The organism is Phaeobacter sp. HS011, assembly GCF_018101215.1.
GTDB lineage: Bacteria > Pseudomonadota > Alphaproteobacteria > Rhodobacterales > Rhodobacteraceae > Phaeobacter > Phaeobacter inhibens.
The window spans coordinates 99,335-117,207 of the sequence record NZ_JAGEUF010000012.1 but is presented as its reverse complement, the minus strand read 5'-3'; the positions used below and the strand labels follow the sequence as shown (position 1 = coordinate 117,207).

The window sequence follows — 17,873 nt, the reverse complement described above, 5'->3', positions numbered from 1 at the left end:
AAAGATCCTGCGCCAGCATGAGTTCCAGGTGTCCCTCTCATGCATGTAAACATGCACTGCCGGGCAGTGGATGAACGGGAAGGGCAATTGCTACGATAACTCCGCTGTCGAAGCGTTTTTCAAAACCATCAAAGCCGAGCTGATCTGGCTCAGGTCATGGAAAACACGGCGGCAAGCGGAGATGGCGATCTTCGAATACATCAATGGCTTCTGCAATTCACGCCGCCGCCACTCAGCACTGGGCTGGAAAAGCCCGGTCACGTTCGACCAGAAAGTGGCCTAAACGAGCACTTGAGGCGGCACAAAACGGGGCACGTCCAGTTAGCCGCTTGCCTGAACCTGTCGCCCGTTTTCCCGGTGCCAGGCACCGACATCAAAAGATACGTGATCGCCAAAGCTATCTATCCGGGTTTCCTGCGGCAGGTTGGCCGGGCAGTAGCTGGCTTGGGCGGTCGGCAAATGTTGTACATTGGGTTGCGTCGCAAGCCACTTGTCTGCGGAAAACAGCGTGCTTTGACGCAAGACCACATTCCAGATGAAGTAGTGGTGCGGGATAACGACGCGCGGTTCTGTCTGGCGGATAATGTCCTCGGCCATTGGATAGCCAAGGACATGCTCTGAATCGTCGACGGGCAGCAGCAGAATGTCGATGTGCCCTAGCTGCTCCCAGATATGTTTCGGGGGATTGTGCCTGTTGTCACCCCAATGCAGGACCCGCAGCCCGCCGGTTTCCACCAAAAGCATGCAATTGTCCCAGCTACGCGCGTTGTTCGGCGGCAGCACGGGGTTGCCGCCGAAATAGGCGTTGATTTTCTGGAACTCGTAAGGCGCGAAAGTTTCGTCAGTGGCGTGCTTGTCGGCGATGCCGGTGATTTTCAAGTCGCCAAACTCATAAGTTCCGATCAACCGATCCAGCAGTACGCTGGCGTCCAGCCGGTGCAGCGCGTCATGATCGAAATGAGCATGGGTCGATGCCCCAATGTCCACGCTGGTTTCCGGAAAGTCATGAAAGAACCAGTCAGCTTTGCCGGTCGGCAAGTTGCGCCAAGGGTCGATCATCAACGTGATACCGGCAGGCGTGGTGATCCGAAAGGCAGATCCGCCGAAATAGGCAATCTCCACGTCATCCTGTTGCGGCTGGCAATCTTGCCGGTATTCCGTCATCCGGTTGTGGTTTCTGGCTGAACGCCAGGCCGAAAGCCCCGAGTTTATTGTCATCATGTTCCGCCCGCCATGTTACTGTGCCAGATGGCAGGCAACCCGGCTGCCATTAATGTTGCGCATCTGTGGACGGACTTGTGAGCACTGCGCGGTTGCAATCGGACAGCGCGGATGGAACGCGCAGCCAGAGGGCGGGTTGATCGGGTCGGGAATTTCGCCTTGGGGCGGCTCCACCTCACGGCCGAACGCGTCCATTTTAGGTGCCGCTGCCAACAGCATCTGAGTATAGGGGTGTTTGGGCGCCTCAAACAGATCGTCGGGGGCTGCCTCCTCGACCAGGCGGCCCAGATACAGCACGCCAATCCTGTCGGAGATATGGCGCACCACCGTCAGATCATGGCTGATGAACAGATAGGTGAGGCCGAGGTCGTCCTTAAGATCGCTCATAAGGTTCAGCACTTGTGCCTGCACTGAAACATCAAGTGCCGAGGTCGGTTCATCGCAGACGATCAGCCGGGGCTGGGAGGCCAACGAACGGGCGATGCAGATCCGCTGGCGCTGGCCGCCGGAAAACTCATGCGGGAACTTGTCTGCGTCTTCTGCCGAAAGGCCAACCTGCTCCAGCAGACGCTCAGCCAGCTCTTTGGTTTCTCCGCCCTTGGCGGCGACAGGCTCAGCAATAATGTCGCGCACCCGCCAGCGCGGATTCATCGACGCATAGGGATCCTGAAAGATCATCTGGATCGCGTCGCGTGCTTTGGTTATCGCAACGGCATCCGTTTCCCGGTTCAGGTCCACGCCCGAAACTTTGACGGCGCCGCTAGAGTTTTCCAAAAGGCCGACCACCATCTTGCCGATGGTAGACTTGCCAGATCCGCTTTCGCCCACCAGCGAGTAAACGGTCTTTTCCTTGATGTTGAAGCTGACATCCGAGACCGCAGTCAAATGCGATTTGGGCAACCGTTCCAGCACCCGGTTCAGCCAGGGTTTGGAAACGTCGAAGACCCGGGTCAGCTCATTGACGGAAACGATGGCGTTCATGCTGCGCCCTCCAGTTTGATTGCATGCCAGCAGGCCGAACGTCCACTGTCGGCCTCAAGCGTGGGCGGCGAGCCGTTGCGGCAGCGTTCAGTTGCCCGTTCACAGCGCGGCGAAAAAGCACAACCCGGCGGCAGGCTGTGCAGCCGCGGCATAGCGCCGGGGATCTGGCGCAGGCGGTGCTGCCCGGCCGATGCCGAAGGTGTCGAACCCATCAACCCGTCCGTATAAGGGTGGCGCGGTCGGGTGACTACGTCACGCACATCGCCGATTTCAGCCATGCGGCCCGCATACATCACCGCCACACGGTCAGCAGCTTCTGCAATTACCCCCATGTCATGGGTGATCAGCATCACCGCAGTACCACGTTCACGGCACAACCGTTTGAGCAGCGCGATGATCTGCGCCTGCACCGAAACATCCAGCGCGGTCGTAGGCTCATCTGCGATGATCAAGGAGGGCTCGGCGCACAGGGCAAGCGCAATCACAACCCGCTGGCGCATGCCGCCGGAAAACTCATGCGGGTAGCTGTCGATACGCTCGGAAGCTGCCGGGATGCCGACTTCTTCCAACGCAGCAATAGCGCGGGCACGGGCCTCGGGTTTGGTCAGCTCCAGATGCTCCATCATGGTTTCGGTTAGCTGATCGCCGATCCGCAACAGCGGGTTGAGCGAGGTCAGCGGATCCTGGAAGATCATGCCGATCTCTTTGCCGCGCAGCCGCCGCATTTTTTCGGGCGGCAGATTGTCGATGCGCTGCCCGTTCAGCCGGATCTCACCTCCGGTGATGCGGGCGGGCGGGTTCAAAAGGCCTATGACTGCATTGCCGGCCATGGACTTGCCTGCGCCGCTCTCGCCGACGACGCCGAGGATTTCGCCCGGGGCAATGTCATAGCTGACCTTGTCGGTGGCGCAGAGCCGCGCATGACGGGTTGGAATTTCGACCACAAGGTCACGAATGGAAAGGACAGGATCAGTCATTAGCGCAACTTCGGATTGAGGGCATCGCGCAGCCAGTCACCCAGCATGTTCACGCTCAGCGCAAGTGTTAGGAGGGTCAGGGCGGGGAATAGAAGGATCCACCACTCACCGGAGAACAGGAAACCCTGGCCAATCCGGATCAAAGTGCCCAGCGAGGGCTGTGTAGGCGGCGCGCCGACACCCAGAAAGCTGAGTGTAGCTTCGGCGATAATGGCCAGCGCCAGGGAGATCGTCGCAATGACCAGAACCGGAGACAGGACGTTAGGGAGGAGATGGCGGATCATGATGACCCACTTGGAACGTCCGATCAGCCGCGCCGCCTGAACATACTCCCGGTTTTTTTCGACGAGCGTCGCACCGCGGACCACGCGGGCGAATTGGACCCATTCACCCAGGCCGATGGCCAGGATCAGGACCCAGATCGCCATCTGGTCGCGGTATTCAACCGGGGTAACCCCTTTGACAATCCCGAAAATCAGCATGGCAACCAGAATTGAAGGGAAGGTGAGCTGCACATCGGCAACCCGCATGATGATGGTTTCGGTCCAGCCGCCGACATAGCCGGCAAGCAAGCCGAGGATAATGCCCAGAACCATCGCAAATGTAACGGACAGAACGCCGACCATCAGCGAAATGCGCATGCCGTATAGAATGGTTGAAAACACGTCCCGGCCCTGATCGTCAGTTCCCAGCAGGAAGACTTCCCCGGTGAATTCATTGGGGTGCATCGGCTTTGAAAAACCGTTCATCAGGTTCAGGGTTGCCGGGTCGAACGGGTTGTGCGGTGCGATAAGCGGAGCAAAGATCACCGCCAGTGCCAAGACCAGCACGATCAGTGCGGACACCACCGCGACGGGAGAGTTTCGGAAGTTCCAGGCAAGGTCGGAATGCCAGATGTTTTTGAGTTTTTGCATTAGTGTGCTCCTGCCTTGCTGGTCCGCAGGCGCGGGTCGATAAGGAAGTAAAGAAGATCAACAATCAGGTTGATGCCAACAAAGAGAACCGAAATCAGCATCAGATAAGCTGCCATTACAGGGATATCGACGAACTGAACCGCGTTGATGAACAACAATCCTACGCCCGGCCACTGAAAGACGGTCTCGGTGATGATCGCGAAAGCAATGATGCTGCCCAGTTGCAGGCCGATGATGGTGATGACAGGCACCATGGTGTTGACTAGCGCATGGCGGAAGTAGACTGCCCTTTCCCCTAGGCCCCGGGCCCGGGCAAACCGGATGTAGTCGGTGCGCAGAACTTCCAGCATTTCCGAACGGACAAGCCGCATGATCAGCGTCATCTGGTATAGGCCAAGCGTAATGCTGGGCAGAACCAGAGACATAAGGCCGCTTTTGGTCAGAAACCCGGTGGACCATTGTCCAAGCATCACCGTCTCTCCACGCCCGAAGGAGGGCAGCCAGCCCAATTCGACCGAGAACACATAAATCAGCAGTATGCCGATCAGGAAGGTTGGCAGGGAGACCCCTATCAGGGAGGCGGTCATAATGGTATTCGCCAGCCAGCCATCCCGTCGGATGGCTGTGAGGACCCCCAGTCCGATACCAAGCACCATAGCCAGGGTGCCCGAAACCAGCGCCAATTCAAGTGTGGCGGGCGCGCGCTCGATCAGGATGTCTGCGACGGGCCGCCCCTGACGGTAACTGAGACCGAAATTGCCCTGGGCGGCGTTTTCAAGAAAGCGCCAGTATTGGACCGGAAACGGTTGATCCAATCCCAGATCGGCGCGCAGGCGTACAACGTCTTCGGTGGTGCGCTCCTGTCCCAGCATGTTCTCGATCGGGTCGCCCACAAAGCGAAACATGGAAAAGGCGACAAGACCGACCACAAACAGGACCAGAACGGACTGCATTATGCGGCGGATGATATAGGCTAACATTGACTTTGATCTCCCTGACCGAAGACTGCGGCAGTCCGCGGGGATGTTCCCCGCAAGCAGACGCGTGCTCCGGCGCAGGCACCCTCACACAGGGGTGCCTGACTGGTTTTCCTTATTTGAAGGCGAAGTATTTGAACTTCGGGCTGTCTTCCGGATCGACGATTGCGTCGACATGGGACTTCATGCCCCAGTTCAGCACCTGATGGTGAATCGGGAGGTACAGCACATCTTCCTGCACCTGGTCCCAGATCGCGCCAATCGATTCATTGCGTGCGGCGATATTGGTCTCGCTCGCCAGTGCCTCGATTGCTTTGTCCAGTTCGGCGTTTGAATAGCGTGTGCTGTTCCACGACCCATAAGCCTCGCCTTTGGAATGAACCAGAAAGTTGAAGATGTACTCTGAGTCATAGGTCGGAACACCCCAGCCCAGCATGTAGAAGTCGGATTCCAGATTGTTGATCAGCGGAAAATGCTGGGCCTTGGGTTTCGCATCCAGGTTCACGTTGATGCCGATCTGAGCGAACATACCGACCGAAGCCTGGCAGATTGCCTCATCATTGATGTAGCGATCGTTCGGGCAGTCCAGCTTGATTGAGAAACCGTCGCCGTATCCCGCCTCTTCCATCAGCGCCTTTGCCGCTGCGATATCTGTTGCCGGAACCTTGTCCAATTCGGCAGTCCAGCCGTTCACGAAGGGCGGCAGCGCCACGCCCGCAGGCTCCGATTGGCCGCGCATCACGATTTTCTGGATGGCTTCGCGGTTGATTGCCATGTTCATCGCCTGGCGCACGCGCACGTCTGACAGCGGGTTCTTGCCATCGACATTGTCGTTGGCCAGATCCGCATCGCCTTGGTTCATGCCAAAGAAGATCACCCGGTTCTGCGGTGCCTTGCGCACGTCCAGGCCTTCTGAACCGTCCACACGGGAAAGATCCTGCACTGGCACGTCCTGGATGAAGTCCACTTCACCGGACAGAAGGGCAGCGACACGGGTCGCCGGATTCTGGATCGGCGATGCTTCAATCCGGGTCACTTGCAGCGGGAACTGCCCCAGGCCCCAGTAGCCGTCAAAACGCTCCAGCACGGTTTTCACGTCCGGCTCGCGGCTGACCACCTTATAGGGGCCTGTGCCGTTAGCATTTTTGGCAGCATAGGTGCTTTCGCCGCCCTCATAGTCCTGCACATCGACAGCATCGTTGGCCTCGGCCCACCCCTTGTCCATGATCAAGAGGTTGGTGAGGTTGTTCGGCATGATCGGGTTCGGACCCTTAGTCACGATCTCAACCCTGTAGGGGCCTGTGGCGCGGACTTCGGCGACCGAAGCAAGAACCTCGCGGTAGTTGCTTTTTTCGGTCATTGCCCTGTTTATGGAAAACACGACATCTTCACTGTCAAAATCTGCACCATCGTGGAATTTAACGCCGTCACGCAGCGTGAAAGTCCAGACATTGGGATCGCTTTCAGAAGGCCTCCATTCGGTCGACAGTCCAGGAACCAGCCCGCCCTTCATATCGCGGTCCACGAGCGGTTCCATGATTTGGCGGCCGAGTGTGATCGTCGGACCCTCGTTCTGAGCATGTGGATCCAGGGTCAGTGCATCGCCTGCGCGTGCCCATTTCAGGGTTTCGGCTTCAGCCGAACACACGGCTCCTGCGTAAAACACGCTTGTAAGCAGCAGTGATTTGAGTTTCATATTTTTCCTCCATGTTGCCCCCAAAATGCAAGGCGTGACCGTTCGGCAAATCATCGGATTTGCCGCTAAGCGCCTTCAGCGGAGCCATATTATTGAGACAAAGCCTTGCGTCCCTCCACGATACGCAAGACAGCTTCATTTATACGCGACGGCCTACAAGACAGAGCTGCGTGTAGACAGGTTACCTAAGGTTTGAAGTAATAATGAACGCAATAATTGAAACTCTGGGGAAATTTCCTATCAAATGACCCGTTATTTCAAGAATAACAGATCAACGCCGCAGAATTCAAAGTTACCCTGATGGGCGGCTGGACGTAGCTACTAACTTAGCTTGCGCGTTGGATATTTTTTTCCGAAAACCGCGCACCAGGGTCGGCTAGCAGAGTTTTTTTCCTCATACGACTCCTCAGATCCAATCCGCCGGAGCTGAAATGCTACCAACAATTGGCGGATCCTTTCCGCAAACGCAGGTTTCTCTGGATCGGAATAGTGCGTGTTAGGTATTATCTGCCGTTAGGGTGCAGTGCACGAACGGCAGGAAAGTCCGGCTCCTTGTTAGCAGATCCTGGCTGCAGCGAAGGAACGGCCTAAATTCCTCACCTCAGAGTGGCTTTGAATGGCCGGTCTCGTGACATCGGCCGCAACGCAGCGATGAGCGTACGGCACCTGCAAGCGAATGCTGCGTCAGCAAACACCTGTAACGGCAATGGCAGCAATGCCCCGCTCACTGCCAATCCAAGCCCTACCAAGTGATGGGCCTCTATGCCTCGGCCATCTGCCGTTTGATCCTAGTTGTATGAAGTTCAGCTTTTTCCATTCAGATAGTCCAGCTTGTTGGTAGTTCTGGGCGAGAGTGCCCCCTATGAGTGCGAACAAATGAGCACGGGACCTTATTCAATTGATCAAAAACGGGGCCAGCTCTGCCGTCTTCGCCGCAAAGAAAATCGTGATTACTTCAAAGTATCCTACCCGGTAAGCTTGCACAGCCAAAGCGGCACTTTTGATGTGTCCATGCAGCTTATGGGAGATTTTAGACTTGAGTTGCGTGGGGGGCCAGTTGGTTGTGGCACGATATGACAACGACAGCTAGTTCATGGAGCCCGACGAGAAGTTTCGTGAAAAGGCATTTCGACCTTCACTGCGTTCTGCCAAAGCCAAGGGTCGGCAGGGCGTGCAGCAGACTTTCTGCTTCGGTCCGGACATCTCTCAGAGCGCTTTGAACACGCTTGGTTTAGCAGCGCTAAAAAATGTTCCAAGACTGGGTACAAATCAACCACTTCATGGTGCGGTGCCTTGTGCGTGTTGTGACATGCCAATGACCTCTTGCTAGCCAGGACGCGGCACTGGCAAGCGTTACTGCTACTTCTGGCGCCAGACACATGCATGCTTTGAGTACCGCAAGAATATCCGCGCTGAGAAAGTTTAAGCTGGGTTTGAGGAAGTTCTGAGTGCCATCTCGCCAACCGAAAATGTTCTCTCAGTGGCGATGTCGATGCTAGTGGATGCATCAGGCCAGAGCGATCAACATGCCAAACAGGCAAAGACTGCGCTGAAACGCCAAATCACTGAACTGGACAATCAGCAGGATGCCATGGTGGAGCGGTTGGTCAAAACATCAAACCCAAAGGCCATCGCAGCGCTCGAAACCAAGATTGCAAAGCTGGATGAAGACAAGCTGCGTCTGGGTGACCAAGTCACGCAAAACACCAAACCAAAAGCGAGCATGGGTCAGATTTTCGAACTATTGAGAGAATTCCTGCCAAACCATTGGAATATATAAGATAAAGGGTCGCTAGCCTTGAAGAAAACCATTCTCAAAACGGCATTCAAAGCACCTTTGGCCTATGATCGCCAAAACGGTTTTCGAACTCCGCGAGTGTCTAAAGTTTTTGAGTTTTTGGGGATATTCACATCAAAATGTGAAATGGTGCGGTCGAGAAGACTCGAACTTCCACGGGTGTTACCCCACAGCGACCTCAACGCTGCGCGTCTACCAATTCCGCCACGACCGCACTGTCTTGACTTGGTGTAGCGGCGTATAGACGAGCATAGCGCGGTTGTGAAGATGCAAAATGACCATTTTGCAGGGTTTTCTATTGCCTCCAAATGTAACGGGGGCGGATGTGTATTCCGCCCCCGACACTAGCTGTAGTTGCTGCGTGAAAACTCAGTCCGTTGAGAAGCTCGGCAGGGCAGCGGCGGTGCTGGATGCCGGAACCGGCTGCGCGATTGTGCCGGTGAGCCCGGCTGACGCTGCCTTGATCAGCGCCAGACGTTCCGGCTGACCTGGAGCGAAAACCGGTTCGGACCCCGTCTCCAGGGCTGCGATGGCTGTCTGGTACCAGCCCTGCGCCTGTTCCGGCGACTTTGCCACACCGAACCCCTGTGCCAGATGGTGGCCGATCAACTCGGCGTAGGGACGCTGTCCAACACCAACCATGATCAAGGCCGCGCCAAGCGCCACCTCCATGTTATCACGGCGGTACCCGGAGAACAGGCAGATACCCGCCGTATTGGAGAGCTGCTCGATCGACATGTTGGACTGCAAGACGAATTTCTGCAGATCGGAGACCAGCGCGTCGCTGCCTGTGCTGCCCAGCTTGGCAAGATAGGGCTGCACGACAGGACCAAAGGCATCGCATTGACTATCGACTTGCGCCTGGCTCACGCCCTGCACTTTGGCGACGAGGGCTTCGCCGGAGTTGATCGCGTAGGAGCGCGTCAGGCAGAACTGTTCACCAAGCGCCAACTCGGGATCACGCAGATTGGACACGGTCATATAACCGCCGTTGGAGCTGGTGAGCAGGCTGACTTTGCTACAATGGCTGGTGAGGGAGGCTGTATTCGCCGCCGGTGCCGGTTGCTGGAACAGCTGGAGCGCCGCGAGACCACCAGCCGCAGGAGCAGGAGCCGCGACCTGTGGCGCGGAAGCGAGCACCGTGCCGCCCACGCTGCCACCAGGTGCTGGTGCCGGCGCGGGCGTCGGTGCGGCCGCTTGGACTGTGCCGGACGCCGGTTCGTCGCTCATCCGGCAGACCCCCTGATGACAGGAGAAACTCGCCGTGGTGACGCCACGCGCCATAAAATCATTGCGCTGATAGCCCTGCGGAGTTGAGGCAAACACCATGACAGAGCAATGCGACGCCCCACACCAGAAGGAACTGCCCGACACCGAGGTGTCGATCATATAATCGTTCTTGCCGTCCCCATTCAGATCCGCCAGTTGCATAAATCCGGACCGCTGCAACAATTGCTCGGCACTGGGATCGGCACTGGCGGCGATTTCGTCCACGGCCTCGCTGACCTCGAAGGGCAACCCCCCATAGCTGCCATAGCCGCCAGCGCTACGGATGCCGGTGGCCTCATCCCGCCAGGTGCGCAGAAGGCCACGCACGCCATTCGGCCCCTGCATTGCCTTGATTACCTGGGGACCGCCGATTTGCGCCCGGCTGTAGGACGACACCAGAAAATCACGTTCATATTGGGTCAGCTGGCCCGTTGCAGGAAACCCCATGTGGCCCTGATACTGTGCCACGGCGGCGCGGGATTTGCGCCCCATCACACCGTCAGGAGAACCTGCTTGGAAACCGAAATAATTGAGTGCGGTTTGCGTTTCGCGGTTCTGGGCACGCGCCGGAGAATAGGTGCGCTTGCGCGTAACCGGTTGTTTGCGCGCGCGGTTCTTATGCGCCTCGTTGACGATAACACCGCCGATGATGCTACCGACCAGCGCCGCGCCAAGGTTATCGGCAACAGCGGGTGCCGCCCCTGAGGTTGCCAGAACTGATGCGGCCAATGTCGTTTTAAGTGATTTTGAGAACATATTACGCGCCCCCCTATTGATGAAAACATGCAATCACGGTAGCGCACCACCCGCAGGGCAGGCCAGAAAATTCGGCGCGCCGCGCTATACTGGTTACAAAAGTCGTAACAAAGGACACCGTCGATGGTTGAATGGATCACCACCTCAGGCCTGACCGGCTATGACGAGGCCGTCGCCTTCATGGAAGACCGTGCCGCTGGGATTGCCGCGGGAACCCAAGATGAGTGCATCTGGCTGGTTGAGCATCCGCCGCTTTATACCGCCGGCACCTCAGCCCAGCCCGAAGATCTGACAGATCCTGACCGCTTTCCTGTGTATCCGAGCAAGCGCGGCGGGCAATATACCTATCACGGGCCGGGGCAGCGCGTGATCTATGTCATGCTGGATGTCGCCAAGCGTGGCCGTGATGTGCGGTGCTTCGTGCGCCAACTGGAACGTTGGGTGATCCTGGCGCTTGATCGCTTCAATGTGACCGGTCATATCCGCGATGGTCGGGTTGGTGTCTGGGTCGAACGTGATGATAAGCCCCTGCGTGCCAATGGTGAAAAGACCGAAGACAAGATCGCGGCCATCGGTATCCGCCTGCGCAAATGGGTCAGCTTTCACGGCATCTCGATCAATGTCGAACCGGATCTCAGCCACTTTGACGGTATCGTGCCCTGTGGCATCACCGAGTTTGGTGTCACCAGCCTGGTGGATCTGGGCCTGCCTGTGACCATGACCGATGTCGATGTGGCATTGAAGCAGTGCTTCGATGTGGCATTTGCCACAGCTGACACCTGCCCTACAGATTAGGCCAGCCTACAAAATCGGTAGTGTGTCCGCGCTTACGATGGAATGCGCTGCCGCAAATCCTCAATCGCCGCGAACACCAGTTCCGGCTGCGCATAAAGCAGCATGGTCCCAGCCCGTTTGCTGATACGGATTTGCAGGTCCGCACTGCCGGGGCCAAGCGCCGCCTGCAAGCGCTCCGCTGGGGTCACGGTATCTTCACCACCATGCAGATATATGGTGGGCGCGGCCTTGGCACTGTGGCGTGTGTCACGCGAGCGCGCCGCCAGCCGCAAATCCGTCTCATATCCGCCGCGCCCATGCTGCATCATCATCCTGTGGCTCTGTTCCAGCACGGCGCTCAATCCGGGATCCGCCAGCAATCTCCGATCCGCGCTGTCTTTTGCTATCTGGCGCGAGACCAGGACCTGTGGTCCTTTCTGACGCACCGACCGGGACCAGCTGCGCACCACCAGCGGCAATACCGCCCTGGCATGAACCGCGCTGAGCGCCATGGCGCGCTGATGTCCGCGTAGAGCTCCGGCCTGCCCTATGCTGGGCAAGGGCAGTGTCGCGCCAACACCGACAACTCCGCCTAAACGGTCCCGCAGCCGACGCCCCGCTGCGGCGGTGAACATGCAGCCACTGCGATGCCCGAGGAGAATAGGTCGCTCCAGACCCTCGGCATCGATCAGCGCCTCAAGCTGCGTTATGAACAGATCAACAGGATCAGCCTGCCGCGGCAATCGGTCCGACGCTCCGTATCCACAGCGCAATGGCGCCAGCACCTGCAAACCGCGCGCACGCAGCATAGGCTGCAACCTCTGCACCCCCGCGATACCGTCGAAGATCCCGTGAACAAAAATCACCGCCTGCCCACGTTCCGCGCCAAAACGCAAATAGCGCGAACTTAGCCCACACGGCAGAGAGAGCCATTTTTGCGGCGGCGAGGCGACCCCTGCGGCGATCTTGTAGTCCTCCACCGTCTGGGCAATCAGATGCGCCAGAAAACGCAGCATTTCCGGACAACTCGGTGCCGCCGTCTTGGTCAGCATCCGGCCCAGAACAGCCAGTTCGGGACCACGCTGGCCACCTGTGCCTATTCGCAATTCGATCCAATCGTCACAGGTCAGCAGACGCCGCAGCAGCGACATTTCCTGCTGGCCGAAGCCAAACCGCTTTGCGATCAGGGTTGCGGCCATATCGGACCAGGCGGTCTGCACTTGCTCCACCAAGAATGCAGGCGCGGCCAGATCTGCCGCTCCGAGGGGTCGCAAGGGCCGACCCACACGCCCCGAACCAATCTGATCAGAACCGGCAAAGCCATCGGTCATGTTGGAAAAAACCGCACGCCCACCAAGGGGCTGACACATCAGTAGGCGCCCCCCAGCAGCCCGCAAGAGGACAAGCGCGGGGCGCCGCGCACCAGCGTCAAACAGGTTTTGCCACTTTGGCAGATCAGCATCCGTGATCTGTAACTTTTCGGACATAAACGGATCAGTGACGCGCCCGCTACCGGGCCAGTCGCCCCCTGCGGCCAGAACCTCGGCCTCGTGCGAGACCAGTGTCCAATTGCGATCACCGCAAGGAAGCACGGTCTGAAGTTCAGGCCAAAAGCCATGATTTTGCGCGGCTGCCAATCGACTTCTGAGGTAAATCGCCCTGTCGAAGTGGCGCCCGATCAGAACAGGGCCTGTTGCTTCCCCCTCAGCCGAAAAAACTGAGGTGAGATCTATGTCACTCGCCTGTGTCTTGAGACCCTCCCAGCCCACCGTAGCCGCAGTCTGCCTGCTGGCGTGGCCAGAACCAATCGCCGATCGGGAGGCCAGTTCAGAAACATCATCATAACCGGCCCGGTTCAACCGGTCGCGCCAGGCCTCGGCATTGGCCGCGCCCAGAACCGAAGCATATACTGCGGCTGCCACTGTTTCGTCTGACAAACCATCTGAAACACTATTATCCCCTGCCGTCTTACCCACGGCCCCTCCTCAGCAACATACACAGGCAAAACGCCCGTCACTTTGCAAACCTGCAGCGATCAAACGCGTGCAGGACAACCACAATTAGCCCTGATCTCACCAAAGCAGCAGCGTGCCTTGGTCAGGGTTCTATCCCCCAATTGGCCAAATGCTCCGGCAGCAGCACCGTGAGCGCTCCCCAGAACCGCCCCCCCCATTCGTATCGGAACGCACCATCCACGTCGGAATGCACCATCTGTGCGCTCCGGTACTTTGTTGACGCGGCAAAACCCAAAATTTTGAGGACTTCGTGAAAATTTTGGTGACCGTAGAATAAACGGGCCACACATATCAATCATTTTTTCGCGTCAAGGTAGAATAACTTAGGACCACGACCTACGGCACGTCTCAAACGCAGATCTCCGCATCCAAGTGTAGCCCCGACTACTGGTCAACTTGCAGCTATTGCCGCACGCATTTTTTCGGCGTGCTCGGACAAGACGCCGGGGTCTGCCATAATACCCGGTGGCCGCACCGTGTCCCCACCGCGACGGGGAAGGATATGGAAATGGAGATGGAAAACCTCCTGCCCCCCTTCAGCCTCATTGAACTGCTGCACCGTGACACCCTGCGCATCGAACGCGCGCATCGCAACGTGGCTCATCTTCTGCGCCGTGGCCATCACAGCGGCCAGCTGCTCAGCTGAAGCATCCAGCAGATTGCGGCACGGCGTCTTGGGGATGACCAGCATATGACCGTCAGATCGAGGCATGATATCCATAAAGACGAAGGTCGCCTCATCCTCATACACTTTGTAAGAAGGAAGCTCTCCGCGCAGAATTTTCGCGAAGATATTGTTTGGATCGTATTGCGCCACTATCTGCACTCCGTGAGGTCGTCAGATGGACTTTCGCGCCCTCGGCTATCAGGGTCAAGCGCGCCACGGCATCTTGATTGACAAAACAGTATCGCGTTGCGGTATTGGCGATGAATTATGCGGGCGCCAAAACGCAGGCCGGCCCGCGACCGCGACACCCGACGGGAGTCCGTGCAGCCCGAAACGGAGCTGCCCGCGACAATTATTCTTGATCCATATCAAACTCCGCCATTGAAGGCCTGTTGCGGGCGAACTAAAACGCAAGATGAGTCTAGGCCCACCTATACGGTTTTTTGGGGCCTATCGTTATGCAACAGGAGGCACCTTAATGGCAGATGCAGCCATTCATGGTCACGGCCACGAAGACGAGCGCGGTTTCTTTACCCGCTGGTTCATGAGCACGAACCATAAGGATATCGGCATTCTCTACCTGATCGTTTCGGCGATCGTTGGTTTCATCTCCGTCGCGTTCACCGTTTACATGCGGCTTGAACTGATGGATCCCGGCGTTCAGTACATGTGTGCTCCAGAATCTGGCGGCATGAGGTTCATCGCAGATGCTACGCGTGAGTGTGTCCCCAACGGGCACCTCTGGAACGTATTGATCACCGCCCACGGCATCCTGATGATGTTCTTCGTGGTTATTCCCGCGCTTTTCGGCGGGTTCGGCAACTACTTCATGCCCTTGCAGATCGGCGCGCCGGACATGGCGTTCCCGCGGATGAACAACCTGTCGTTCTGGATGTATGTCGCGGGTACCTCGCTGGCGGTTGCCTCGGTCCTCGCACCGGGCGGCAACGATCAGGCCGGTTCCGGCGTGGGCTGGGTTCTCTACCCGCCACTGTCCACCAACGAAGGCGGCTTCTCCATGGATCTGGCGATCTTCGCCGTTCACGTCTCTGGTGCGTCCTCGATCCTGGGTGCGATCAACATGATCACCACCTTCCTGAACATGCGTGCCCCTGGCATGACCCTGTTCAAGGTGCCGCTGTTCTCCTGGTCGATCTTCGTCACCTCCTGGCTGATCCTGCTGTCCCTGCCGGTTCTGGCGGGTGCGATCACCATGCTGCTGATGGACCGTAACTTTGGGTTCACCTTCTTTGACCCTGCCGGCGGCGGCGACCCGATCCTGTATCAGCACATCCTGTGGTTCTTTGGCCATCCGGAAGTGTACATCGTGATCCTGCCGGGTTTTGGCATCATCTCCCACGTGATCGCGACCTTCGCACGCAAGCCGGTCTTCGGCTATCTGCCGATGGTCTGGGCGATCATCGCGATTGGTGTTCTGGGCTTCGTCGTATGGGCGCACCACATGTACACCGTCGGTATGTCGCTGAACCAGCAGGCCTACTTCATGCTGGCCACAATGGTCATCGCGGTTCCGACCGGGGTTAAGGTGTTCTCCTGGATCGCCACCATGTGGGGCGGCTCGATCGAGTTCAAAGCACCTATGATGTTTGCGTTCGGCTTCCTGTTCCTGTTCACCGTTGGTGGTGTGACCGGTGTGGTTCTGTCGCAGGCGTCGGTCGACCGTGCTTATCACGACACCTATTATGTGGTTGCGCACTTCCACTACGTGATGTCGCTGGGCGCTGTCTTCGCGATCTTCTCGGGCATCTACTTCTATTTCGGCAAGATGACCGGTCGTCAGTACAACGAGCTGGGCGCCCAGATCCACTTCTGGATGTTCTTCATCGGCGCAAACCTGACTTTCTTCCCGCAGCACTTCCTCGGGCGTCAGGGCATGCCGCGTCGTTATATCGACTATCCGGAAGGCTTCGCCTACTGGAACAAGATCTCGTCCTATGGCGCGTTCCTGTCCTTTGCATCGTTCCTGCTGTTCTTTGGCGTTGTGATCTACTCGCTGCTGCGTGGCGCTCGCATCACCCAGAACAACTACTGGAACGAATATGCCGACACGCTGGAGTGGACCCTGCCCTCTCCGCCACCGGAGCATACCTTCGAAATCCTGCCCAAGCAGGAAGACTGGGATCGCTCCCATTCGCACTAAGGTGCTGATGAGCTGAAACACCGACAGGCCCCGAAGCACCCGCTTCGGGGCCTTCTTCTTGGCATCAGCACATCTTGGCACATTGCTGAAGATGTCTGCCCCGGAGTGCTGGACAGCCTCTGCCGAGACGCTAAATTCACGCCATGCCCTACCAATGGACCACCGCCCGGACTGACAGTCACCAAGAGCTGCATCTTTGGCCGCATCAATCGCTGCCACCGGAGGGGTATGTGCGTTTTCTTGGAACGCTCGCTGCGCTGATCACGATTCCGATGATCCCACTCCTCGGCAGCGCTGCGCTATGGGGCGTTCTGCCCTTTGTGACTGCCACGCTGTTTGCGGTAAAATGGGCGCTGGACCGCAGCCGCCGCGACCGTCATGTGCTGGAGGTGCTGACCCTTGACCCAAGCGAAGCGCACCTGGAGCGCATCAATCCGACTGGCAAGAGGCAGAACTGGAGCTGCAATCGGTATTGGACCGAGGTCGAGCTGCACACAGATGATGGCCCGGTTCCCAACTATGTCACCCTGCGTGGCAGCGGTCGCGAGGTGGAAATCGGTGCCTTCCTGTCAGAGGATGAACGCAAGGCGCTCTATGATGAGTTGCAGGCCGCATTTAGCAAGGCATGACAGGCCTTCGACGTGCAGCCCTTTGACATAGACACTCAGCCCGGCTATGGCTGCCATATGACCAATGCGAACCTGATCTTTTCGACCGTCTATTATCCGCTGTTTCCATAACGGCGGACGCATTCTCATTTCTTTGATGTTTATCCCGCCGCGATCCGGCGGTCTTAGGCATCATCTCTCATCCTTTCCATCGGCATCGCGGCACAGACCGGAGCCCGATTTCGATGCCCCAACCTCCTCAATTCTCCCGTATAGGCCTGATCGGCTTTGGTGCCTTCGGGCGGCTGATTGCCCGTCACCTGTCGCCGCTGCTGCCGATCTGCGTATATGATCCGGTACAAACCGATGAGAGACCACGCCACCCATCGCTTCGGTTCGGCTCCCTCGCTGAGACCGCCGCTTGTCCCTTGGTGATCCTCGCCGTGCCTGTTGGCGCGATGGAACCGCTATGCCACACGCTTGCGCCACTGGTCAGGCCCGGGACATGGGTCCTGGATGTCGGATCGGTGAAAATGGCCCCCGCCGACGTGATGCAACGCGTCCTGCCACCAGAGGTCAATCTGCTTGGCACCCATCCGCTCTTTGGTCCCGAAAGCACCCGGCAGGGGCTCGCGGGTCAGAAAATCGCGCTCTGCCCCCTCCGCGGCGGTCGCCCGTTGCGCTTGGCGGCAGTGCTACGGCATATCTTCCGGCTTGAAGTGATCTGGACCACGCCCGAAGCGCATGATCGTGAACTGGCGACGGTACAGGGGCTGACCCACCTGATCGCCCAGGCCCTCAATCAGGTTGCGCCGGAGACCCTGCGGATGACCACCGCCAGTTTCGAGCTGATGCAGCAGGCCAGCCGGATGGTGACCGGAGATGCCCCCGGTGTGCTGGAGGCCATCCTGCGCGACAATCCGTTTGCGGCAGACATACGGGACAGCTTCCTAGAGCGCGCCGCCGACCTAGGCCGACACCCCGTCACGCCTCGCACACAACAAAGCCCGCCAAACGCGGCGGGCTTCTGATCTCTGCAACGATATCCGCCAGTCAGCG

The 17,873-nt window shown here is 58.1% G+C and carries 14 protein-coding genes, 1 tRNA gene and 1 pseudogene; 6 read left to right on the top strand and 10 right to left on the bottom strand.

Annotated features, from left to right (window positions below; genetic code table 11):
* Positions 1-70 precede the first annotated feature (70 nt).
* Positions 71-283 (top strand): annotated as a pseudogene (locus tag J4721_RS18810) (IS3 family transposase); the annotation flags it as partial.
* A 38-nt stretch (positions 284-321) separates the two neighbouring features.
* Here the strand turns inward: J4721_RS18810 and J4721_RS18805 are convergent.
* The 6 genes from J4721_RS18805 to J4721_RS18780 form a co-directional block, all read right to left on the bottom strand.
* Positions 322-1,221, bottom strand: coding sequence for an MBL fold metallo-hydrolase (locus J4721_RS18805; RefSeq protein ID WP_211003426.1), 900 nt, complete (start codon positions 1,219-1,221; stop codon positions 322-324).
* Positions 1,222-1,236: 15 nt separating this feature from the next.
* Positions 1,237-2,202 carry an ABC transporter ATP-binding protein gene (locus J4721_RS18800; protein ID WP_211003425.1) on the bottom strand — a complete coding sequence of 322 codons (966 nt, stop codon included), beginning with the start codon at positions 2,200-2,202 and terminating at the stop codon, positions 1,237-1,239.
* A complete protein-coding gene (locus tag J4721_RS18795; protein WP_211003424.1) occupies positions 2,199-3,179 on the bottom strand; it encodes an ABC transporter ATP-binding protein in 981 nt (326 codons plus the stop codon). Before J4721_RS18795 ends, J4721_RS18800 begins: the two co-directional genes overlap by 4 nt.
* On the bottom strand, positions 3,179-4,093 hold the full coding sequence (locus J4721_RS18790) for an ABC transporter permease (RefSeq protein ID WP_014873775.1): 915 nt from the start codon (positions 4,091-4,093) through the stop codon (positions 3,179-3,181). Before J4721_RS18790 ends, J4721_RS18795 begins: the two co-directional genes overlap by 1 nt.
* The gene (locus J4721_RS18785; protein WP_014873774.1) at positions 4,093-5,073 is read right to left on the bottom strand and encodes an ABC transporter permease; all 981 of its coding nucleotides are present in this window, start codon (positions 5,071-5,073) and stop codon (positions 4,093-4,095) included. Before J4721_RS18785 ends, J4721_RS18790 begins: the two co-directional genes overlap by 1 nt.
* Positions 5,074-5,185: 112 nt before the next feature.
* Entirely contained in the window at positions 5,186-6,766 is a 1,581-nt protein-coding gene (locus J4721_RS18780) for an ABC transporter substrate-binding protein (protein ID WP_211003423.1), read from the bottom strand.
* 1,486 nt (positions 6,767-8,252) lie between these two features.
* Between J4721_RS18780 and J4721_RS18775 the strand changes: the two genes are divergently transcribed.
* Positions 8,253-8,546 (top strand): hypothetical protein, encoded by a 294-nt coding sequence (locus tag J4721_RS18775; protein WP_211003428.1) that lies wholly within the window; start codon positions 8,253-8,255, stop codon positions 8,544-8,546.
* Between the two features lie 145 nt (positions 8,547-8,691).
* Here J4721_RS18775 and J4721_RS18770 read toward each other — a convergent pair.
* Together J4721_RS18770 and J4721_RS18765 are read right to left on the bottom strand one after the other, a co-directional pair.
* Positions 8,692-8,778 (bottom strand) — tRNA-Leu (locus J4721_RS18770).
* Between the two features lie 155 nt (positions 8,779-8,933).
* A complete protein-coding gene (locus J4721_RS18765; RefSeq protein WP_211003422.1) occupies positions 8,934-10,589 on the bottom strand; it encodes a peptidoglycan-binding domain-containing protein in 1,656 nt (551 codons plus the stop codon).
* Between the two features lie 123 nt (positions 10,590-10,712).
* On the opposite strand from J4721_RS18765, the gene lipB reads away from it, so the two are divergent.
* A complete protein-coding gene (gene lipB, locus J4721_RS18760) occupies positions 10,713-11,384 on the top strand; it encodes a lipoyl(octanoyl) transferase LipB (RefSeq protein WP_076619217.1) in 672 nt (223 codons plus the stop codon).
* 32 nt (positions 11,385-11,416) lie between these two features.
* Here the strand turns inward: lipB and J4721_RS18755 are convergent, their stop codons facing one another.
* Entirely contained in the window at positions 11,417-13,285 is a 1,869-nt protein-coding gene (locus J4721_RS18755) for an alpha/beta fold hydrolase (RefSeq protein ID WP_371816092.1), read from the bottom strand.
* Between the two features lie 484 nt (positions 13,286-13,769).
* A complete protein-coding gene (locus J4721_RS18750; protein WP_014873768.1) occupies positions 13,770-14,195 on the bottom strand; it encodes an HIT family protein in 426 nt (141 codons plus the stop codon).
* 328 nt (positions 14,196-14,523) lie between these two features.
* On the opposite strand from J4721_RS18750, the gene ctaD reads away from it, so the two are divergent.
* The 3 genes from ctaD (at position 14,524) to J4721_RS18735 (ending at position 17,845) form a co-directional block, all read left to right on the top strand.
* Complete coding sequence (gene ctaD / locus J4721_RS18745; RefSeq protein ID WP_211003420.1) at positions 14,524-16,206, top strand: cytochrome c oxidase subunit I; 1,683 nt, start codon at positions 14,524-14,526, stop codon at positions 16,204-16,206.
* Between the two features lie 143 nt (positions 16,207-16,349).
* The gene (locus J4721_RS18740) at positions 16,350-16,835 is read left to right on the top strand and encodes a DUF2244 domain-containing protein (RefSeq protein WP_102848691.1); all 486 of its coding nucleotides are present in this window, start codon (positions 16,350-16,352) and stop codon (positions 16,833-16,835) included.
* Between the two features lie 224 nt (positions 16,836-17,059).
* Entirely contained in the window at positions 17,060-17,845 is a 786-nt protein-coding gene (locus tag J4721_RS18735; RefSeq protein WP_014873765.1) for a prephenate dehydrogenase, read from the top strand.
* Positions 17,846-17,873: the final 28 nt, after the last annotated feature.